Source organism: uncultured Sphingomonas sp. (assembly GCF_964243315.1).
Taxonomy (GTDB): domain Bacteria; phylum Pseudomonadota; class Alphaproteobacteria; order Sphingomonadales; family Sphingomonadaceae; genus Sphingomonas.
The window spans coordinates 1-20,334 of the sequence record NZ_CAXTEM010000034.1 but is presented as its reverse complement, the minus strand read 5'-3'; the positions used below and the strand labels follow the sequence as shown (position 1 = coordinate 20,334).

Sequence of the window (20,334 nt, the reverse complement as noted above, 5' to 3'; positions counted from 1 at the left end):
TAATCGTGCCGCGCCCGGGTTCCAAGCAGGAAGCTAGTCCTGATGCTGACCGTACGCCTGCTGTTATCCACACGTTAAACATAAACGCAGGCGTAATTCGCAAGGTCCGTCGGGCTACGCCATCGGTTCATGAACCTTCGTGCTTTCCTGTCGACCGATTCGCCGGGCCTTCCCCGGCTGCCGGTGGCGCTCGGCCTGTGGGCCGACGAAGCACCCCATCCGTCGCCGATCCACCGCCTGCGGTTGCGCCACGTGTCGGCGATGTGGCCGTTCGCGATCGGCGCGCAGCTGCTCGCGTCGCTGGTGGTCGTCAGCGTCGCGATGTCGCTCGGCGAGCGGCGGTTGGTGACGAAGGCGGGGATCGACGCGTTCGTCCTCGCCGCGATGTCGCTCGGGATCGCGATCACCGTCGGCCGCGATATGGCGCGGCGGTTCGCGCCGCATTTGCGCAATCGTTCGCTGCTGTTGTTCTCCATCGGCGTGGCGATGCCGTTGCTGTCGCTGCTCTGGCTCGCCACCGCCTTGCCGCCCGGCGCGGTGCGGCTGGCCGGGTTCATCGCGGTCGCGGGCGCAATGAGCATCACCGCGGCGGCGCTGCACAGCGTGCGCCCCGCCACACTCGGGCTCGGCGCCGGGCTGGCCGGGTCGGTGGGCGTCGAGACCGGCGAGATCCTACCGACCGCCATCGCGATCCTGTTCCTGCTGTGCCTGATCGTGTCGACGGTGCGGATGGCGCTGCTCGACGCGCACGGCGATCGGCAGCGCGCGGAGGAGATCGACGAGGGTCGGCTTGCCACCAAGATGATCGCCGAATTCGAGGGGCAGGGCACAGGCTGGTTCTGGGAAGCCGATCGCGACGGCAGGATCACGTATCTCAGCAGCAAGGTCGCGCGCGAGCTGACCGCGCATGGCCGCCCGCCGATCGGCCGGTTGCTGACCGACCTGTTCCGGATGGACAGCGCCACGCCCGGCACCGAACGGACACTCGGCTTCCACATCTCGTCGCGCACGTCGTTTTCGGATTATTCGGTCTGCGCCGCGGACGATCCCGCGGCGGAACGCTGGTGGTCGATATCCGGGCGCCCCGTCGTCGACGAGCTCGGCCGTTTTCAGGGCTTCATCGGCTCGGGCACCGACCTGACCGAACGCCGTCGTTCCGAAGCCGAGATCACCCGGCTGGCGCTGTTCGACGGGCTAACCGGGCTCGCCAATCGCCAGCGGATGCGGCTGTCGCTCGACAAGACGCTGCAGCACCAGGGTGGCCAGCGTCGCCCGGCGGCGCTGTTCCTGATGGACCTCGATCGCTTCAAGGCGGTCAACGACACGCTCGGCCACCAGGCCGGCGACGCGTTGTTGAAGCAAGTCGCGCAGCGGCTCGAACGCGGGGTCGGTGCCGCGGGTCTGGTGGGGCGGATCGGCGGCGACGAATTCCAGGTGCTGCTGCCCGGTGTCGACAGCCGGGAGACGCTGAGCGCCCTGGCGCGCGAGCTGATCGCGGCCTTGTCGCAGCCCTATTTCATCGCCGGCTCATCGATTTCGATCGGCTGTTCGGTCGGGATCGCGCTATCGCCGCAACATGGCGAACAGGCCGAGGAGCTGATCCGCAACGCCGATCTCGCGCTCTACGCCGCCAAGGACGATGGCCGCGGGGTCCATCGCTTCTATTCGGACGAGATGCTCGCCGGCGCGCAGAGCCGCAAGCAGCTCGAGGACGACATCCGCACCGCGCTCAACGAAGGCGCGTTCCACCTCGTCTACCAGCCGATCGTCAGCACCGCCGACACGCGCATCGTCGGCTACGAAGCCTTGCTGCGGTGGGATCATCCCACCCGCGGCGCGGTGTCGCCCGCCGAATTCGTGCCGGTCGCCGAAGAGAGCGGGTTGATCGAGGCGCTCGGTACCTGGGTGATGCGGACCGCGGCGGCGGAGGCGGGGCGGTGGCCCGAGCATATCCGCGTCGCGGTCAACGTCTCGCCGATCCAGTTCGCCAACCCTGCGCTGCCTGCGCTCGTCACCAGCGCGATCGCCAGTGCCGGCCTCCCGCCGGGGCGGCTTGAGCTGGAGATCACCGAAGGCGTGTTCCTCGACGAAAGCTATTCGTCGGACCAGATGTTCAAGGCGCTGAAAACGATCGGCGTCCGTCTCGCGCTTGACGATTTTGGCACCGGCTATTCGTCGCTCGGCTATCTGCGCAATGCGCCGTTCGACAAGATCAAGATTGACCAGTCCTTCGTCCGCGGCGCGGCGCAGCCCGGCAATCGCAACGCCGCGATCATCAAGGCGATTGTCACCTTGGCCGACACGCTGGGAATGGAAACCACCGCCGAGGGCGTCGAGGTGCAGGACGAGATCGACCTCGTCCGGTCGCTCGGGTGCAGCCACATCCAGGGCTATGTCTATGGCCGCGGCGTGCGCGCCGACGAGGTGATGCGGCAGCTAAGCGGCGCGCGCCCGGTCGTCGCCAGCGGGCATAAGGTCAGCCGCAGCCCGCGCACCAAGATGCTGCGCACCGCACGGATCGCGATCGGCAGCTATCATGGCGACGTCCGCATCCGCGACATCTCGGCGACCGGCGCGATGATCGACGGGGTCGTGCTCGGCGCCGAAGCGATCGGCGGTGAGGTGCGGATTGAGCTGCTCGAAGACCGCATGTTCCTGGCGCGGATCGCCTGGGCACGCGACGGCAAGGTCGGGCTGAAGTTCGCGGAACGCTTCAATCTCGATCACCTGACCCAGTCGCTGCTCGCCCGCAACAGCCGGCGCAACGGCTGAGTGCGTCTGCCAAGCGATTGAATTCACGATAAAGCTTGATCCTGATCTTGATCTAAGTCAGGGTTTTTTGCGTGACGGCCCGGCCAACGGGCTGCGTGCGACGCCGTTGATACGGCGGGGGAGTCGGCCCATAATCGTGGGCCGGCGAATGACGAGCAGGGGTTTTCCATGGCGAAGCTGGGCCGATTGGTGGTCGATGCATCGGGCACGATCCTCGAGGTCGATGCCGCGTTCTGCGCGACGATGCGGATCGCTGCCGACGATTTGATCGGGCGCAACGCGCTCACCTTCACCGCGCCCGCCGATCGCGACCGCTGCGTCGAGGTTCTCGCGCGAGTGATGGCGGAGCGCGTTCCCCTCGCCACGGTTAAGCGGATGCTGCGCGCCGACGGCACCCATGTCTGGGTCGCCAATTCGCTTCGACCGATCGAACGGCCCGGCGGCCTAATCGCCTGCGAGATCAGGTCTGACGAGGCGGTGCCGCCATCGGACTGGGTCGAACCGTCGATCCTGTTGCGGGTTGCACGTTTCATCCTCGCCAGTCGGCGCGCGCGCGAAAAGGCGTTCAACGCCCATTTCTTCGGCGATCCGGCCTGGGACATCATGGTCTTGGCCTATGTCAGCGAGGCGGAGGGCCGCACGCTCAGCACCGCCGATCTTCATGCGTCGATCGGCATCAGCCTGGCCAACGCATCGCGCTGGATCCGGGCGCTCAATGCCGAGGAACTGATCGAATATGAGGACGACGGCGCCAGCAAGGCGCTGGTCACCTCGCCGATCCGATTGTCGTCCGCGGGCCATCGCCGCCTCGAACGCTTCCTGTCGAGCCTCCACGATGCCGCGGCGCAGGAGGAGCAGTTCGATTGGGCGCATGAAAATCGGCTGGGTAAGTAGTTATACGATATGGCCGTTTATAAATAAGCGGAGTAATGCTGCGCGTCGCGGATCAATCCACGGATAGTTCGATGCAGACCAACGACGATGCTGCCCGTGAATGCCTTGCCCATCTGCGCGCGGCCGCGGAATGGTGCGAAGCCGCGGGCATGGTGAGCGCCTGGGCGACGGTGATGGGCGTGGCCGACACCATCCGCGAGCGGCTGGATCAGTCCGCACCTCGCTGATCCACCGCCAATGACGGTGGCGCCGTCATTTCAGCCCGTCTTCCAATAGCTTGCGCCGCGCCTCGGCGGCCTCCTCGCGGAGCCGTTGTTCGTCACGAACCGCACGCGCCAGCCGCCGCCGGGCGATCGCCTCGGGGCTGTTGCGCATGCGCGCCTCCTCCAGTTCCTTCAGCGCCTCGAAGGTTGGCACCACCCCGACGCTGCGGAGGATGCCCTGCATCGCGGACGTCGCCGAGGTGCCGCGCAGATACCCGCCGTTGGAACGGATGTCCGCGTCCTGAATCGCCTTCCAGAACGCATCATAAACCCACCGCGTCCCGTCGCTCCGCACGAACAGAAAGGCGAGTGCGAAGCGCAACGCGAAGCTCGGCCGCACCACCTCCACCTGCGCCTGCGCGCATGCCTCGTCGACCGCGCACAGGGCCTTGAAGATCAAAGGGTCGCAAGCGATTCGCACGCATGCGAACATAACGGGAACAAACGGTAGTGCTAGCTGGGGAATCTCCGATCGGTGCAGTCCCGATGCGCGCCCTTGTTCCTGGCACTCGATTAGGCGCCCTCAGCGCTTGCCCCCCATCCGCATCTTCTGGCTCTTGCCGTAACGCGTCTTGCGGGTGCCGGGCTTGCCCTCGTTGCTTCGGCCCATCACAGGGGCGCGGTGTTGTTCGACGGGGAGGCCGAGCTCCTCCTGTTCGAGCTGGCGGATCTCGTCGCGCAGGCGACCGGCGGTCTCGAACTCCAGGTCCGACGCGGCCTTGCGCATCTGCTTTTCGAGGTCCTCGATATAGGCGCGCAGATTGTGGCCGACCATGTGCGGCCGATCCTCGTCGATCTCGACTGTGACCTGATCCTTCGACGCGACGTGCGCGATGATGTCGCCGATGTTGCGGCGGATCGTCGTCGGGGTGATGCCATGGGTCTCGTTGTAGGCGAGCTGCTTTTCGCGGCGGCGCGCGGTCTCGTTCATCGCGCGCTCCATGCTGCCGGTGATGCGGTCGGCATAAAGGATGACGCGGCCGTCGACGTTGCGCGCGGCGCGGCCGATCGTCTGGATCAGCGAGGTTTCCGATCGCAGGAACCCCTCCTTGTCCGCATCGAGGATCGCGACCAACCCGCATTCGGGAATGTCCAACCCCTCGCGCAGCAGGTTGATGCCGATCAGCACGTCGTACACGCCGAGACGGAGGTCGCGGATCAGCTCGATGCGCTCCAGCGTCTCGACGTCGCTGTGCATGTAGCGGACCTTCAGGCCCGCCTCGTGCATATATTCGGTGAGGTCCTCCGCCATCCGCTTAGTCAGCGTCGTCACCAGCGTGCGATAGCCCGCCTCCGCGGTCTTGCGGCATTCGACGATCAGGTCCTGGACCTGTTCCTCGACCGGCTTGATCTCCACCGGCGGATCGATCAGCCCGGTCGGGCGGATCACCTGTTCGGCGAACACGCCGCCGGTCTGCTCCATCTCCCAATCGCCCGGCGTCGCCGAGACATAGGTGGTCTGCGGGCGCATCGCGTCCCATTCGTTGAAGCGCAGCGGGCGGTTGTCGATCGCCGAGGGCAGGCGGAAGCCATATTCGGCGAGCGTCAACTTGCGGCGGTGATCGCCGCGCGACATGCCGTTGATCTGGCCGATCGTGACGTGGCTCTCGTCGACGAACAGCAGCGCGTTCTCGGGCAGATATTCGAACAGCGTGGGGGGCGGCTCGCCGGGCAGGCGCCCGGTCAGGAAGCGGCTGTAATTCTCGATCCCCGCACAGCTGCCGGTCGCGGCGATCATCTCGAGATCGAAGTTGGTACGCTGTTCCAGCCGCTGCGCCTCCAGCAGCTTGCCCTCGCCGATCAGCTCCTTCAGCCGCTCGGCGAGCTCATGCTTGATCGCCTCGCCGGCCTGCTTCAGCGTCGGCCCCGGCGTGACGTAATGCGAGTTGGCATAGACCCGCACCGAATTGAGGCTCGCGACCTTCTTGCCGGTCAGCGGATCGAATTCGGTGATCTCCTCGATATCGTCGCCGAAGAACGAGATGCGCCACGCGCTGTCCTCGTAATGCGAGGGGAAGATCTCGAGATTGTCGCCCTTCACCCGGAAGTTGCCGCGCTGGAACGAGGCGTCGTTGCGCTTGTATTGTAGCGCGACAAGCTTGCGCACGATCTCGCGCTGGTCGACCGTGGTGCCCTTCTTCAGGTCGAAGATCATCGCCGAATAGGTCTCGACCGATCCGATGCCGTAGAGGCAGCTGACAGATGCGACGATGATCACGTCGTCGCGTTCGAGCAGCGCCCGCGTCGCCGAATGCCGCATCCGGTCGATCGATTCGTTGGTCGAGCTTTCCTTCTCGATGTACGTATCCGACCGCGCGACATACGCCTCGGGCTGGTAGTAATCGTAATAGCTGACGAAATACTCGACCGCGTTGTCGGGGAAGAACGACTTCATCTCGCCATAGAGCTGCGCGGCGAGGATCTTGTTCGGCGCGAGGATCAGCGCTGGGCGTTGCAGCTCCTCGATCACCTTCGCCATCGTGAAGGTCTTGCCCGATCCGGTGACGCCGAGCAGCACCTGGTCCTTCTCACCCTCCTTCGCAGCGCTCGCCAACTCCGCGATCGCGGTCGGCTGGTCGCCCGCGGGCACGTAGTCGCTGACGATCGTGAAGCGCTTGCCGCCTTCGCCCTTGCTCGGGCGGGACGGCCGATGCGGCACGAAGCCGCCGCCGGTTTCGGGTTCGTCGAGGCTGGTACGGATCTGGATTGCCATGGCGCGAATATGGGTCCGGGCAGGAGGATTGGCAACGAAGGGACGCGTGACGACGATCTCACCCCCTCGCGAACAAAGCAAGTACGATCGACGCCGACGCCGACGGCGGTCGCGCGTGACGCCGCACCCCGACCGCGCTACACCTCGCAACGGGCGACAAGCCCCGGCGCGGGCGGGTGTTCGCGACATGCAATCAGGAGAGCGACATGATCGGCTACGCGACACTCGGCAGCAACGACATCGACAAGGCGCTGGACTTCTACGACGCGCTCTTCGCGGCGACGGGGGGCAAGCGGCTGATGCAGATGCCTGACGAGCGCAAGCTGACCTTCTACGGCGCGGGGCCGGGCAAGCCGATGCTCGCGATCGGGCGGCCTTATGACGGCGAAGTCGCGACGTCGGGCAACGGCACGATGGTCGCGCTTGCCGCGGACACGCGCGAGCAGGTCGACCAGATCTACGCCAAGGCGATCGAGCTCGGCGGCGGCGACGAAGGGGCGCCGGGCACCCGTGGTCCCGAGACGATGGGCTTCTACGGCGCTTATTTCCGCGACCTCGACGGCAATAAATTCTGCGCGTTCAAGATGGGATGATCGAGACCGATCGCCTCGTCCTGTCGCGGCCGACGCTCGCCGATCTCGACGACAGCGTCGCGATGACCGGCGAGGCGTCGGTAATGGCCTTCATCGGCGGCAAGCCGCTGACCCGCGAGGAGGCGTGGAACAAGCTGCTGCGGAATATCGGCCATTGGGATGCGTTCGGCTACGGGCTGTTCACGGTCCGCGAGCGGGCGGGCGGCCGGTTCGTCGGCGAGATCGGGCTCGCGCATTTCGCGCGCGGATTCGGTGCCGCGTTCGATCCGTTCCCGGAAGGTGCCTGGATCCTCGCGCGGGCGGGCCATGGGAACGGGTATGCGAGCGAGGCGGTCGCGGCGGCGCATGACTGGATGGCGCGAACGCATGGCGCGACCCGGACGGTGTGCATCATCGACCCCGCGAACACCGCGTCGATGCGGGTGGCGGTGAAGCTCGGCTATGTGCCGTTCGGTGAGGTGGAGTATCGGGGCGGACGCCCGGTGATGCTGGGGCGCGGCTGACGGGAGCAGGGGGTAGCGGAGCGAGCGCCGATCGACTTGACTCTGCACCGACCGCCTGCTCACTAACGAAAGAGGCCGAGCGGTTTTCCGCCCGGCCTTCATCGATCACTCAAGCCGATCTCAGCGGCAGCGCACGTTGCCGCGGTCGACCGACTGGCCGAGCAGCGCGCCGCCGCCAGCGCCGATCAGCGTACCCAACAACCGAGAGCCGCCGCCTGCAATGATGTTGCCCAGCGCGCCGCCGGCAAGCCCGCCGACAATCAGGCCGGTGGTTCCGTCGTTGCGGCGGCAGTAATAGCGCCCGTTCTGACCGCGATAGATGCGATCGTTACGACCGAGTCTCCGCTCCTGGTAATTGCTGCCGTCGCGGTAAAACTGGTCCGCGTAATAGGCACGCTGGCCACGCGGCGGGCGATTGTAATCATAGTTGCGGGACTGCCGCCAATCGCGAACCTCCTGGCGCCGGTCCTGGCGCGCATCGCGGACGTCGTCCCGATATTCGCGGCGGGCGTTACGCACGTCGCGGCGGCTGTCGGCGTTGCGCACGTCCTTGCGGTAATCCTTGCGCGCATCGCGTACCTCGTCGCGATACTCGCGCCGTGCCTCGCGGGGATTGTCCTGCGCGGCGGCGGGGATCGCGCCAAACGCGGTTGCGGCCAGGGCCGCCGATAAAATGGCCAAACGCATCATACTCTCCTGTCTTCGTGGTGGAGGTCGCCGCGACCATCCGGCCACGGCGCCCCATCTCTGTCAGGCGATCAGCGGCAGCTGCGGTTGCCGCCACGCTCGACCGCACGACCTGCGAGGCCACCGGCGAGCGCGCCGCCGAGCGTACCGACCGACCGGTCGCCGCGGGTGTCGATCGTCCGGCCCAGCAGTGCGCCGCCGACCGCACCGATCACCGCACCGGTCGTGCCGTCGGGCTTGCGGCAGCGGACCCGGCCACGATCGTCGCGCCATTCCTTGTAGGCGTAGCGCTTGCGTGCATCCGCCTGCGAGACCGGCAGAACCAGCGAGGGCACGACCATCGCGGTGCAACCCAGGGCGAGGAACAATTTACGCATCAGAACACTCCCGTTATGAAATCCAATGATGCGCTAACGTCGATCAACCGCCGCCAGTTGCATGAACTGAAAACAACATGACGTTCATATCGGGACAGTGAGCCAGCCGCCGCAGTTACCAGCGATAGTTGAAGCTGATGCTCACCCGCTCGGCACGCGCGGCGTTGGCGACGACCTCATGCCGCAGCCAGCTTTCCCACAGGAACACGCTGCCCGGCTGCGGCTCGGCGTAGACGAACGCGGCGTGACTCTCGTCGGCGTCCTCCCGGCGCGGGGGCGCGGCCATCATCATCGGCAGGCGCGGATCCTCGAGCTTCAGCGCCCCCGATCCCGGCGGTACGGTGACATAGACCGTCCCCGAGACGACGCTGTGCGGATGGATGTGCCCCGAATGCGTGCCGCCGGGCTTCAGGACGTTGACCCACAGGCTGTCGAGTTTCAGTTTCCGCCCGCCGAGATCGAACGCGCACGCATCGGCGAAGGTGGCGACGTGGCGGTTCAGCCGCCTGACCAGATCCGCGAACGCCGGATCGCGCTGGGGGAGGTCGGCGAGCGACGCGTAGCTGGTATAGCCGCGATAGCCTTTCGCCTTGGACCACCGGCGACCAGCGACGTCGTCCTCGGCCAGCGCGCGGCACGAATGATCGAGTTCATCGACGAACGCGTCGTCGCCAAGGTTGTCCTGATAGAAGGGCGTCGCGAAGAGATGGCGGATCGGCATGCCGTGCACGAAGCACGCGGGGGGCGGCGCTTCAACCCTGGAGGCGCAACGCGACCTCGTTCATGAAGCGCACGTCGTCACCCTCCGCCAGCCAGCGCGCCTCCGCGGCGATCGCGCCGAGCACGTCGCTGAGCGGATCGATCTCGCTCTTAGCGTAATTGCCGAGCACGTAACCGGTGACCCGATCCTTGTGCCCGGGATGCCCGATCCCGATCCGCACGCGCCGGAAATCGGGGCCGAGATGCTGGTCGGTCGATCGCAGTCCATTATGCCCCGCAGTGCCGCCGCCGGTCTTCACCTTGACCTTGAACGGCGCGAGATCGAGTTCGTCGTGGAACACCGTCAGCGCCGCGATATCGAGCTTGTAGAAGCGCAGTGCCTCGCCGATCGACCGGCCGCTGTCGTTCATGAAGGTCGCTGGCTTCAGCAGCAGGATCTTCTCCGCGCCGATCCGCCCTTCCTGCACCCAGCCCTGAAACTGCTTGCGCACCGCACCGAAGCCATGGACCTCGGCGATCGCATCGAGCGCCATGAACCCGACATTGTGCCGGTGCATCGCATATTGCGCCCCCGGATTGCCGAGCCCCGCCCAGATCTGCACGGTCATTCCTTGCTTGTTGGTGGGAGCGAGAAGGTAGGGCGTTCACGCAAAGGCGCGAAGGCGCAAAGATTCACGCGGAGCCACGGAGACGCGGAGGAAGATCGAGTTGGTAGCCTGCGGCGCAGCACACCACCTCCGCGCCCTCCGCGTGAACATTCTTCTCTTCGCGCCTTAGCGCCTTTGCGTGAACGAAGCCCAGTGTGCCCCACCCACACCCGTTCGTCTCGAGTAGGGATCGAGCTTGTCGAGAGCCCGTATCGAGAGACATTGCCCCGAGAGAGGACCTCTCGATACGCCGTCTCGACAAGCTCGACGGCTACTCGAGGCGAACGGGAGGGGGCGAAGTGCTAGAAGTGGAGGGTGCAGAGGGGAGCCTGAACCCGCGCAGCCGCCACCCCGATCTCAGTCCGGGGTGGCCACTACCAGTTTACGCCTCGGGGGTCTCACCCGCATCGTCGCCCTCGGCCGCCTCGGCAGCCTCAGCCGATTCCGCAGCCGCCGTTTCGGCGACCTCGGCATCCGCCGCATCGTCGGCAGCGGTCGGCACCGTCGGCGGCACGATCGTCGCGATCGTGAAGTCGCGATCCTCGACCGACGGCTGCACGCCGTTCGGCAGGGTCACGTCGGAGATGTGGATCGAATCGCCGATCTCGCGGCCCTTCAGCGAGATCGTGATCTCGGTCGGGATCTCGCTCGCGTCGCACACCAGTTCGACTTCGTGGCGAACGATGTTCAGCACGCCGTTGCCCTTGGCGATGCCGGGCGACTCGGCTTCGTCCGTGAACACCACCGGCACCTGGACGGTGACGGTCGCGTGCGCCGAGATGCGCAGGAAATCGACATGGACGGGACGGTCGGTGACCGGATGGAACGCGACGTCCTTCGGCAGCGTGCGCTCGCCGTTGACCATCACCACGGTGTTCATGAAGTGGCCGGTGGCCAGCGCCTTGTTGAGCGCCTTCTCTTCGAGGTGAACCGAGGTCGGTTCCTTGTTCTGGCCGTAGATCACGGCGGGTACGCGGCCATCACGACGCAGCGCCCGGGAGGCTCCCTTGCCAACCCGGTCACGCGTCTCGGCTGCGAGCGTCAGTTGGTCGCTCATTCAGATTCTCCGAAACACAAGATGATATTTCCCGCCACGCCTCCAGGGATGACCATGACCGGAAGCGGGCGCGCATAGCCGGGCAGGGCGCGAAAAGCAACCGAAGCGCGTCAGTAGGCGACCCGCTGCGACTTCACCCCGGTCGCCTGCAATTGCGCCAGCACGCTGTCCTTGCCCGCGAGATGCCCCGCGCCGACCGCGACGAACACCGTGCCCGGTCGCGTCATCCGCTGCCGGATCCACGTCGCCCAGCGCTTGTTGCGGTCGACCAGAAGGATCTTGGCGACCTCTGGCGAATCCTTCAGGCTATCGTTCATCTCCTCCGCCAGCGCCTCTGGCTTGCCGCCTGCCCAGTCGTCGACCATCGTCGCCATCGTGGTCTGGAGCTTGGGCAGCTCGTCGATCGTGCTGGTCAGGAACTGCATCTGCGCCGGCGCCGACAGGCTGCCGAAGTAGCCGAGCTGCTGCGCCGCCGTCTCCAGCCCGATCACCGGCTTCCCCGCGGCCTTGGCGGCGGCGGTGATCACCTCTTCGGGGCCGTTGGTCGAATCGTATCCGAGCTTCGACAGCGGCGCGATCGAGAGCTGGGTCGCCGCCAGCCACGGCTTGTACCGGTCGAGCGCATCGGCGGGCAGCCCGAGGTCCTTCACCGCCTGCGCATAGGCCGCGCGTTTGTCCGCAGGCAGCTGCTGCGACAAGGGCGGCTTGCCCGGCGCTGCGACCCCGTTCGCCATTACTAGTCCCGACATGGTCTTGGGATCGGGCATCACCAGTTCGAGCACCACTTCGCCCGACCGATCGAACGCCGCGCGCACGCCCTCGTCGAACCAGGTCATTCCGGGCTTCAGCACGTGGATCGTCCCGAACAGGTAGATCGTGGTGTCCTTGTCCTTCACCACCCACAAGGCGGGATCGGCATCGTTAGCGCCGCGGGCGGGCTGCTGCGGGGTCTGCGCGCAAGCTGGCAACGACAGGGCAAGCGCGGCGGCGGACAGCGCTCGACGGACGGTTCGGATCATCAAGCGCAACACCCTTCGATTTCTACTCACCGCCACGTAATGCCGCACCGCACCACTTGCTAGATCGCGCCGCTTCCGCCTAAGCGCTCGGGCGTGTCCAGCCAGCCGCTCTCCTTCCAGCGCATGATCCTCACGCTCCACGACTATTGGAGCAATCATGGCTGCCTGATCCTCCAGCCCTACGACATGGAAATGGGCGCGGGCACCTTCCACACCGCGACGACGCTGCGCGCGCTCGGGCCAAACCCGTGGAACGCCGCCTTCGTCCAGCCCTGCCGCCGCCCCACTGACGGCCGCTACGGCGAGAACCCCAACCGGCTCCAGCATTACTATCAATATCAGGTGATCCTGAAGCCGAGCCCGTCTGACCTGCAGGAACTCTACCTCGGCAGCCTGTCGGCGATCGGCATCGACATGACCCGCCACGACATCCGCTTCGTCGAGGACGATTGGGAAAGCCCGACGCTGGGCGCCTGGGGTCTCGGCTGGGAAGTCTGGTGCGACGGCATGGAGGTGACGCAGTTCACCTATTTCCAGCAGATGGGCGGCTTCGACTGCAAGCCGGTCGCGGGCGAGCTGACCTACGGCCTCGAACGCCTGGCGATGTACATCCAGGACAAGGACAGCGTCTACGATCTTGCGTTCAACGACGCGGGCGTGACCTATGGCGACGTCTTTCTCGAAAACGAGCGCGAGATGTCGGCGTGGAATTTCGAGGTCGCGGACACCGACAGCCTGTTCGACCAGTTCCGCAAGCATGTCGCCGAATGCGAGAACAGCCTCGCCGCGAAGCTCCCGATCCCCGCCTATGAACAGGCGATCAAGGCCAGCCACGTCTTCAACCTGCTGCAGGCGCGCGGGGTGATCTCGGTCGCCGAACGTCAAGCCTATATGGGCCGCGTCCGCGACCTCGCGAAGGGCAGCTGCCAGGCGTGGATGGACAAGAACGGATGGGCGGCGTGAGCGTCGGCCGGCCCGAAGAAGCTGGGTTCACGCGGAGACGCGGAGGCGCGGAGAAGAAGATCGGCTCCGCTCCGCGTCAGCGCATAGACAGGATTTGTTCACGCGAAGGGGCGAAGGCGCAAAGCAGCGATCTTGGCCCGGCAAGGCGCCTCCACCTTCCTCTTCTCCGCGTCTCCGCGTCTCCGCGCGAACAATGTGCCATTGCGCAAAGCTGCGGCACCGCGGATCGGACCATCTTCGCGCCTTTGCGCCTTCGCGTGAACTCGTTTCGCGAAGTCGCACGCCATTCCGGTCGATTTAATTCCCAGGCGGCAGCATGACCGACTTCCTCCTAGAACTCCGCTCCGAGGAAATCCCTGCGCGGATGCAGGATAAAGCGCGCGAGGATCTCGCCCGTCTGTTCGCCGCCGAACTCGCCAGGGCCGGCCTCGCCGCCGCGGCGGGCGTGGAAACCTACGCCACCCCGCGTCGCCTCGCGCTCATCGCGCGCGATCTCCCGGCGGAGACCGCAGCGGTCAGCGAGGAGCTGAAAGGCCCGCGCACCAGCGCCCCCCCGCAGGCGCTCGACGGCTTCCTCCGCAAGACCGGCCTGACCCAAAACGCGCTCGTCGAGCGCGACGGCGTCTATTATGCGGTGATCGACAAGCCCGGCCGCGCCACCGACGCGGTGCTCGCCGAGGCGATCCCCGCGATCGTCCGTGCGTTTCCGTGGCCCAAGTCGATGCGCTGGGGCGACGCCTCCGCCTCGACCGAATCGCTGCGCTGGGTTCGCCCGCTTCACGGCATCGTCGCGCTGCTCGGCAGCGAAGTCGTTCCTTGCGAGATCGCGGGTATCGTCAGCGGTCGCAGCACCGTCGGCCACCGCTTCCACAGCGCCGGCACGATCGAGATCCTATCGCCTGCCGACTATGCCGACCAGCTCCGCGCCGCGCACGTCGTCCTCGACCAGGACGAACGTCGCAGCCTGATCCGTACCCGCGCCGCCGCGCTCGCCGCCGATGCCGGGCTGGTGCTGGTCGAGGACGAGGGGCTCGTCGACGAGAATGCCGGGCTGACCGAATGGCCGGTGCCGCTGCTCGGCCGCTTCGACGACGCGTTTCTCGACGTGCCGTCCGAGGTGATCCAGCTCACCGCCCGCGTGAACCAGAAGTACTTCGTGTGCCGCGACGCCGCGGGCCGGCTGGCCAACGCCTTCGTCTGCACCGCCAACATCGACGCGAGCGACGGCGGCGCCAAGATCGTCGAAGGCAACCGTAAGGTGCTGGCGGCGCGACTGTCGGACGCGCGGTTCTTCTACGAGACCGACCTGAAGGTGCCGCTCGAGGAGCAGGCGAAGAAGCTCGACAAGATCGTCTTCCACGAGAAGCTCGGCACCGTCGCCGACAAGGTCGACCGGGTGGCGAAACTCGCCCGCTGGCTGGTGGAACAGGGTATCGTCGGAGCCGCACCCTCCAACCACCCCGGCGAAGGCCGGGGCCCAGTTGGGGACGATCAGTTGGCTGAAACGAGCCCGTCATCACAACCGCCTTCCCAACTGGGCCCCGGCCTTCGCCGGGGTGGTGAAGCGGAGCGGGGCGTTCTCGCGGCCCAAGCCGAACGCGCCGCGCGCCTGTGTAAGGCCGACCTCGTCACCGGCATGGTCGGCGAGTTCCCCGAGCTCCAGGGCCTGATCGGCGGCTACTACGCCCGCGCGCAAGGCGAAGACGATGTAGTTGCCGACGCGATCCGCGACCACTACAAGCCGGTCGGGCAGGGCGACGACGTCCCGACCGCGCCGGTCACGGTGGCGGTGTCGCTGGCGGACAAGCTGGATACGCTTGTCGGTTTTTACCTTGAAGGATTGTATCCATCAGGTTCCAAAGATCCGTTCGCTTTGCGGCGTGCTGCTATCGGTGTTGCCACAACGATCATCGAGCGGGTGCTGCGCCTGCCATTGGGTGCGGCTGTCATCTACCACGCCAGCCGCTACACAATGCGGCAGCAGGACTGGCCTTCCGCTATCGAATACCAAGCGCGAAATTCGCTTATTGATGGTATGGTTGCGACCGGGGTCGTGAACGATGATACAATCGCTGCTGTTAAGTCTAAGCTCACTCAAGAAGCTGGTGATACGTGGTCGATGGATTTCCGCCGCGCAGCTGTGAAAAACATACGTGCCTCTAAGGCGCTACTCGACTTCTTCGCCGACCGCTTAAAAGTCCAACAACGCGAAGCCGGCGTGCGGCACGACCTCATCGACGCGGTGTTCGCGCTCGGGGGCGAGGACGATCTCGTCCGCCTGCTCGCCCGCGTCCGTGCGTTGCAGGCGTTTGTCGGCACCCCCGACGGCACCAACCTGCTGGCCGGCTACAAGCGCGCCGCCAACATCCTGAAAAAGGAAGGCTACACCCCCCCCCGTGCTCCTGCGCACGCAGGAGCCCAGGGCCAAGCAGCGAGCGACAACCCTGGGCTCCTGCCTGCGCAGGAGCACGGAGCGCGCGACGGGGCGCTGCCCTATACGCCGGAAAGCGCGGAAGCTGCGCTGTTCGCCGCGCTCGACTCGGCCGAGCCCGCCGCCACCGCCGCGATCGCGGCCGAGGATTTCGAAGGCGCGATGGTTGCACTCGCGTCGCTGCGCGCGCCGATCGATGCGTTCTTCGAGACCGTGACCGTCAACGACCCCGACCAGGACAAGCGCGCCGCCCGCCTCCATCTCCTCGCCCGCGTCCGCACCGCGGTCCATTCGGTCGCCGATTTCTCGAAGATCGAGGGGTAGCGACCACCGCGATACCGTCTCGACTTTCCTAAAATTCGACCCCGTGATGTGCTTCCTTCCTCCCCGAACCAGGCATCTAACCGTAGCGAAGGACCAGCGATGACCCAGTACGTGTACCGTTTCGGCGGCGGCGTTTCGGATGGCGGCAAGGGCGACAAGAACCTGCTCGGCGGCAAGGGCGCGAACCTCGCCGAGATGGCTTCGATCGGACTGCCGGTGCCGCCGGGCTTCACCATCTCGACCGCGATGTGCGCGACCTATTACGATGAGGGCGAGCAGTTCCCGCAGAGCCTGCGCGACGAGGTGGCGAACGGCATCGCGCATATCGAGGGGATAACGGGGAAGCGCTTCGGCGACCCGGCGGATCCGCTGCTGGTCTCGGTCCGCTCCGGCGCGCGGGTGTCGATGCCGGGGATGATGGACACCGTCCTCAACCTCGGGCTCAACGACGCGACGGTCGAGGGGCTCGCCGCCGCCAGCGGCGACGCACGGTTCGCCTGGGACAGCTATCGCCGCTTCATCCAGATGTACGCCGACGTCGTGCTCGAACTCGATCATGGGGCGTTCGAGGAAGCGCTGGAGATCGCCAAGGAGGATCGAGGCTTATACCTCGACACCGAATTGTCCGCCGACGACCTGAAGGCGCTGGTCAACGAATATAAGGCGCTGGTCGAAAAGCAGTGGGAGAAGCCGTTCCCGCAAGACGTCCACGACCAGCTCTGGGGTGCGGTCGGCGCGGTGTTCGGGTCGTGGCAGTCGGAACGCGCCAAGGTCTATCGCCGGTTGAACGACATCCCCGCCGACTGGGGCACCGCGGTCAACGTCCAGGCGATGGTGTTCGGCAACATGGGTGACACCAGCGCCACCGGGGTCGCCTTCACCCGCGATCCGGCGAAGGGCGACCGCGCCTATTATGGCGAGTTCCTGATCAACGCACAGGGTGAGGACGTCGTCGCCGGCATCCGCACCCCACAATATCTGACGAAGGCGGCGCGCGAGGAAGCCAACGCGAAGCCCGCCTCGATGGAAGAGGCGATGCCCGAGGTGTACGTCGAGCTGGCGGCGGTGTTCGACCGGCTCGAAACGCATTACCGCGACATGCAGGACATCGAATTCACGGTCGAGAAGACCAAGCTGTGGATGCTCCAAACGCGGTCGGGCAAGCGCACCGCGAAGGCGGCGCTGAAGATCGCGGTCGACATGGCGACCGAGGGGCTGATCACGCGGGAGGAGGCGATCGCGCGGGTCGATCCGATGGCGCTCGACCAGTTGCTCCACCCGACGCTCGATCCGAACGCGCACCGCGACGTGATCGCCAAGGGGCTGCCCGCGTCGCCGGGTGCCGCGTCCGGCGCAGTGGTGTTCGACGCCGACACCGCGGAGAAGCGCGCCGCGGCGGGCGATGCGGTGATCCTGGTGCGGACCGAAACCTCGCCCGAGGACATCCACGGCATGCATGCGGCGAAAGGCATCCTCACCGCGCGCGGCGGCATGACCAGTCACGCCGCGGTGGTCGCGCGCGGCATGGGCCGGCCGTGCGTGTCGGGCGCGGGCATGCTCTCGATCGACGTGAAGGCGCGGGTGATGCGCGTCGGCGAACGGATCGTGAAGGAGGGCGAGATCCTCACCCTCGACGGCACGACCGGCGAGGTGATGCTCGGCGCGGTGGAGACCGTGCAGCCGGAGCTGTCGGGCGATTTCCAGACGTTGATGCAGTGGGCCGACGGCGTCCGCCGGCTGAAGGTGCGCGCCAATGCGGAGACGCCGCTCGATTGCCAGACCGCGCGCGATTTCGGGGCCGAGGGCGTGGGGCTGTGCCGCACCGAGCATATGTTCTTCGACGCCGCGCGGATCACCGCGGTGCGCCAGATGATCCTGGCGTCGGACGAGAAGGGCAGGCGGGTCGCGCTCGACAAGCTGCTCCCTGCGCAACGCAGCGACTTCACCGCGATCTTCGAGGTGATGGCCGGCCTGCCGGTGACGGTGCGGCTGCTCGATCCGCCGCTCCACGAATTCCTGCCGCACGAGGAGAACGAATTCGCCGAGGTCGCCGCCGCCGCCGATGTCGATATCGACCTGCTCAAGCGCCGCGCCGCCGAGTTGCACGAATTCAACCCGATGCTCGGCCACCGCGGCTGCCGGCTGGGCGTGACCTATCCCGAGATCTACGAGATGCAGGCGCGCGCGATCTTCGAAGCCGCGATCGACGTCGCCGAGAAATCGGGCGCCGCGCCGATCCCCGAGGTGATGATCCCGCTGGTCGCCACCAAGCGCGAGCTCGATCTGATGAAGGCGGTCGTCGACAAGGCCGCGCAAGTCGTCTTCGCCGAACGCGGCAAGACGATCGAGTATCTGGTCGGAACGATGATCGAGCTGCCCCGCGCCGCGCTGAAGGCCGGCGAGATCGCAGAGACCGGCGAGTTCTTCTCGTTCGGCACCAACGACCTGACCCAGACCACGCTCGGCGTCAGCCGCGACGACGCCGCACGCTTCCTGGGCGTGTATGTGGAGAAAGGCATCTACGCCAAGGACCCGTTCGTCAGCATCGACGTCGAAGGCGTCGGCGAGCTGATCGAGCTGGCGGCGGAACGCGGCCGCAAGACCCGCCCCGACATCAAGCTCGGTATCTGCGGCGAACATGGCGGCGACCCGGCGAGCATCGCCTTCTGCGAAAAGGTCGGCCTCGATTACGTGTCGGCGTCGCCATACCGCGTACCGATCGCGCGGCTCGCGGCGGCGCAGGCGGCACTGGCGAAGGGGAAGTAAGGGGACCCGGCGGACTGGGCGGACGCGGGCTCCCGAACGGGCTCTAAGCCGCCTCCAGCAGCCGTTCCGCCTGAGCCCGAGCTTCGTCGGTCACCGTCGCGCCGGAGAGCATCCGCGCGATCTCCTCGCGGCGTTCGGCCTCGGTCAGGCGGCAGACGCCGGTGCGGGTCACGGTGCCGTCGCTGCTCTTCGCGATCAGCAGGTGCTGCGCCCCGCGCGCGGCGACCTGGGGGCTGTGGGTGACGACGAGCAACTGGGTCTGCTCGGCCAGCCGCGCCAGCCGTTCGCCGATGGCCGACGCCACCGCACCGCCGACGCCGCGATCGATCTCGTCGAAGATCATCGTCGCCGCGCCGCCTTCCTGCGCGAGTGCGACCTTCAGCGCGAGGATGAAGCGCGACAGCTCGCCACCGCTGGCGATCTTGGTCAGTGGCGCGAAGGGTGCCCCGGGGTTGGTCGCGATCTCGAACTCGACGCGGTCCTTGCCCGCCGCCGACCAGCCGTCATCGCCGCTTGCGGCGACCACGGTGCGGAACCGGGCGGCATCGAGCTTCAACGGCGCGAGCTCGGCCGCGACCGCCTCGTCCAGGCGCGCGGCGGCGGCGGTCCGCCTGGCCGACAGCAGGTCCGCCGCGGTATCGTATTCGGCACGCGCCGCGGCGACCGCCTTCTCCAGAACCGCAATCCCACCTTCGCCTGCATCGAGCCGCTCGAGCCGCTCGCGCATCTCGGTGGTGAGTTGGGCGAGATCGTCGGGCTGGACGCGGTGCTTGCGCGCCATCGCGCGGAGCTCGAACAGCCGCGCCTCGTCATCCTCCAGCGCGCGCGGATCGAACGCCAGCGCGCCGCGCGCCTCGCGCAGCTTGTCCTCCGCCGCTGCACCCTCGATCACCGCGCGGTCGACGGCGGCGAGCGCGTCGGCGAGCGCGGGGTGATCCTCGGCAATGCGTTCGAGCACACGCGCCGCCTGGCGCAATCGGGCGAGGCCACCATCCGATCCTTCAAGATAGTCGTCGATCGCGGACAGATCATCCGCGATCTTCTCCGCGCGCTGCATCGAACGGCGCTTGTCGGCGAGCGCTTCCTCCTCGCCCGGTTCGGCGGCGAGCGCGACGAGTTCGGCGACGGTGTGTTCCAGCCATTCGCGGTCGCGCGCCGCGGTCTCGATTTCCGCGCGGGCCGCTGCGAGCGCGGCGGTGCTGTCACGCAGCGTCGTCCAGGCGCGGGCGGTGGCACTGGTGTCGACCCGCCCGAACGCGTCCAGCAAGGAGCGGTGGCCGCGCGGGTTCAGCATGCCGCGATCGTCGTGCTGACCGTGGATCTCGACCAGCAACGGCGCGAGGTCGCGGAGCAGTGCGGCCCCTGCGGGCTGATCGTTGACGAAGCCGCGGCTGCCCCCATCGGCCTTTACGATGCGACGGATCAGGAGCGGCTCGCCGGGCTCGACCTCGACCCCATTCTCGTCGAGCAACGCGGCGACCGCACCGGCGGGCGGATCGAAGGTCGCAGTGACCACCGCCTGCGTGGCGCCGTGGCGAACCAACGCGGTCTCGCCGCGTGCGCCCAGCGCCAGGCCGAGCGCGTCGAGCAGGATCGACTTGCCCG

At 66.9% G+C, this 20,334-nt stretch carries 17 protein-coding genes; 8 read left to right on the top strand and 9 right to left on the bottom strand.

The genetic code is table 11. From position 1 onward, the window contains the following. Positions 1 to 129 precede the first annotated feature (129 nt). From ACFE77_RS10735 to ACFE77_RS10725, 3 genes are all read left to right on the top strand, one after another. Positions 130 to 2,772 carry an EAL domain-containing protein gene (locus tag ACFE77_RS10735; RefSeq protein WP_375421632.1) on the top strand — a complete coding sequence of 881 codons (2,643 nt, stop codon included), beginning with the start codon at positions 130 to 132 and terminating at the stop codon, positions 2,770 to 2,772. A 168-nt stretch (positions 2,773 to 2,940) separates the two neighbouring features. Continuing rightward, positions 2,941 to 3,666, top strand: coding sequence for a PAS domain S-box protein (locus ACFE77_RS10730; protein WP_375421631.1), 726 nt, complete (start codon positions 2,941 to 2,943; stop codon positions 3,664 to 3,666). A gap of 71 nt (positions 3,667 to 3,737) precedes the next feature. Then, positions 3,738 to 3,893 carry a hypothetical protein gene (locus ACFE77_RS10725; RefSeq protein WP_375421630.1) on the top strand — a complete coding sequence of 52 codons (156 nt, stop codon included), beginning with the start codon at positions 3,738 to 3,740 and terminating at the stop codon, positions 3,891 to 3,893. Between the two features lie 25 nt (positions 3,894 to 3,918). On the opposite strand, the gene ACFE77_RS10720 is transcribed toward ACFE77_RS10725, so the two are convergent. Both ACFE77_RS10720 and uvrB read right to left on the bottom strand, forming a co-directional pair. Continuing rightward, on the bottom strand, positions 3,919 to 4,329 hold the full coding sequence (locus ACFE77_RS10720; RefSeq protein WP_375421629.1) for a hypothetical protein: 411 nt from the start codon (positions 4,327 to 4,329) through the stop codon (positions 3,919 to 3,921). Positions 4,330 to 4,452: 123 nt separating this feature from the next. Continuing rightward, entirely contained in the window at positions 4,453 to 6,642 is a 2,190-nt protein-coding gene (gene uvrB / locus ACFE77_RS10715; protein WP_375421628.1) for an excinuclease ABC subunit UvrB, read from the bottom strand. 206 nt (positions 6,643 to 6,848) lie between these two features. Between uvrB and ACFE77_RS10710 the strand changes: the two genes are divergently transcribed. Next, positions 6,849 to 7,235: a VOC family protein gene (locus tag ACFE77_RS10710; RefSeq protein WP_375421627.1), complete on the top strand. Its 387-nt coding sequence runs from the start codon at positions 6,849 to 6,851 to the stop codon at positions 7,233 to 7,235. Then, positions 7,232 to 7,738, top strand: coding sequence for a GNAT family N-acetyltransferase (locus ACFE77_RS10705; protein ID WP_375421626.1), 507 nt, complete (start codon positions 7,232 to 7,234; stop codon positions 7,736 to 7,738). Before ACFE77_RS10710 ends, ACFE77_RS10705 begins: the two co-directional genes overlap by 4 nt. Positions 7,739 to 7,858: 120 nt before the next feature. Here the strand turns inward: ACFE77_RS10705 and ACFE77_RS10700 are convergent, their stop codons facing one another. From ACFE77_RS10700 to ACFE77_RS10675, 6 genes are all read right to left on the bottom strand, one after another. Continuing rightward, positions 7,859 to 8,425: a glycine zipper 2TM domain-containing protein gene (locus tag ACFE77_RS10700; RefSeq protein ID WP_375421625.1), complete on the bottom strand. Its 567-nt coding sequence runs from the start codon at positions 8,423 to 8,425 to the stop codon at positions 7,859 to 7,861. 71 nt (positions 8,426 to 8,496) lie between these two features. Then, positions 8,497 to 8,802 carry a glycine zipper 2TM domain-containing protein gene (locus ACFE77_RS10695; RefSeq protein ID WP_375421624.1) on the bottom strand — a complete coding sequence of 102 codons (306 nt, stop codon included), beginning with the start codon at positions 8,800 to 8,802 and terminating at the stop codon, positions 8,497 to 8,499. A gap of 115 nt (positions 8,803 to 8,917) precedes the next feature. Beyond that, positions 8,918 to 9,523, bottom strand: coding sequence for a TIGR02466 family protein (locus ACFE77_RS10690; RefSeq protein ID WP_375421623.1), 606 nt, complete (start codon positions 9,521 to 9,523; stop codon positions 8,918 to 8,920). Positions 9,524 to 9,554: 31 nt separating this feature from the next. Then, a complete protein-coding gene (gene pth / locus ACFE77_RS10685) occupies positions 9,555 to 10,124 on the bottom strand; it encodes an aminoacyl-tRNA hydrolase (RefSeq protein ID WP_375421622.1) in 570 nt (189 codons plus the stop codon). A 427-nt stretch (positions 10,125 to 10,551) separates the two neighbouring features. Then, positions 10,552 to 11,226 carry a 50S ribosomal protein L25/general stress protein Ctc gene (locus ACFE77_RS10680; RefSeq protein ID WP_375421621.1) on the bottom strand — a complete coding sequence of 225 codons (675 nt, stop codon included), beginning with the start codon at positions 11,224 to 11,226 and terminating at the stop codon, positions 10,552 to 10,554. 110 nt (positions 11,227 to 11,336) lie between these two features. Then, positions 11,337 to 12,245: a TraB/GumN family protein gene (locus ACFE77_RS10675; RefSeq protein ID WP_375421620.1), complete on the bottom strand. Its 909-nt coding sequence runs from the start codon at positions 12,243 to 12,245 to the stop codon at positions 11,337 to 11,339. A 123-nt stretch (positions 12,246 to 12,368) separates the two neighbouring features. Between ACFE77_RS10675 and ACFE77_RS10670 the strand changes: the two genes are divergently transcribed. The 3 genes from ACFE77_RS10670 (at position 12,369) to ppdK (ending at position 18,729) form a co-directional block, all read left to right on the top strand. Next, a complete protein-coding gene (locus ACFE77_RS10670; protein ID WP_375421643.1) occupies positions 12,369 to 13,208 on the top strand; it encodes a glycine--tRNA ligase subunit alpha in 840 nt (279 codons plus the stop codon). Between the two features lie 316 nt (positions 13,209 to 13,524). After that, a complete protein-coding gene (gene glyS / locus ACFE77_RS10665; RefSeq protein WP_375421619.1) occupies positions 13,525 to 15,963 on the top strand; it encodes a glycine--tRNA ligase subunit beta in 2,439 nt (812 codons plus the stop codon). Between the two features lie 99 nt (positions 15,964 to 16,062). Beyond that, a complete protein-coding gene (ppdK, locus tag ACFE77_RS10660) occupies positions 16,063 to 18,729 on the top strand; it encodes a pyruvate, phosphate dikinase (RefSeq protein WP_375421618.1) in 2,667 nt (888 codons plus the stop codon). Between the two features lie 43 nt (positions 18,730 to 18,772). On the opposite strand, the gene ACFE77_RS10655 is transcribed toward ppdK, so the two are convergent. After that, positions 18,773 to 20,334 (bottom strand): DNA repair protein RecN (locus tag ACFE77_RS10655; RefSeq protein ID WP_375421617.1); only part of this gene is annotated, 1,562 nt, incomplete at its 5' end.

Coding starts and splice junctions, on each gene's coding strand:
- ACFE77_RS10735 (WP_375421632.1), top strand. CDS start 130: ATGAACCTTCGTGCTTTCCTGTCGACCGATTCGCCGGGCCTTCCCCGG.
- ACFE77_RS10730 (WP_375421631.1), top strand. CDS start 2,941: ATGGCGAAGCTGGGCCGATTGGTGGTCGATGCATCGGGCACGATCCTC.
- ACFE77_RS10725 (WP_375421630.1), top strand. CDS start 3,738: ATGCAGACCAACGACGATGCTGCCCGTGAATGCCTTGCCCATCTGCGC.
- uvrB (WP_375421628.1), bottom strand. CDS start 6,642: ATGGCAATCCAGATCCGTACCAGCCTCGACGAACCCGAAACCGGCGGC.
- ACFE77_RS10710 (WP_375421627.1), top strand. CDS start 6,849: ATGATCGGCTACGCGACACTCGGCAGCAACGACATCGACAAGGCGCTG.
- ACFE77_RS10705 (WP_375421626.1), top strand. CDS start 7,232: ATGATCGAGACCGATCGCCTCGTCCTGTCGCGGCCGACGCTCGCCGAT.
- ACFE77_RS10700 (WP_375421625.1), bottom strand. CDS start 8,425: ATGCGTTTGGCCATTTTATCGGCGGCCCTGGCCGCAACCGCGTTTGGC.
- ACFE77_RS10695 (WP_375421624.1), bottom strand. CDS start 8,802: ATGCGTAAATTGTTCCTCGCCCTGGGTTGCACCGCGATGGTCGTGCCC.
- ACFE77_RS10690 (WP_375421623.1), bottom strand. CDS start 9,523: ATGCCGATCCGCCATCTCTTCGCGACGCCCTTCTATCAGGACAACCTT.
- ACFE77_RS10680 (WP_375421621.1), bottom strand. CDS start 11,226: ATGAGCGACCAACTGACGCTCGCAGCCGAGACGCGTGACCGGGTTGGC.
- ACFE77_RS10675 (WP_375421620.1), bottom strand. CDS start 12,245: ATGATCCGAACCGTCCGTCGAGCGCTGTCCGCCGCCGCGCTTGCCCTG.
- ACFE77_RS10670 (WP_375421643.1), top strand. CDS start 12,369: ATGATCCTCACGCTCCACGACTATTGGAGCAATCATGGCTGCCTGATC.
- glyS (WP_375421619.1), top strand. CDS start 13,525: ATGACCGACTTCCTCCTAGAACTCCGCTCCGAGGAAATCCCTGCGCGG.
- ppdK (WP_375421618.1), top strand. CDS start 16,063: ATGACCCAGTACGTGTACCGTTTCGGCGGCGGCGTTTCGGATGGCGGC.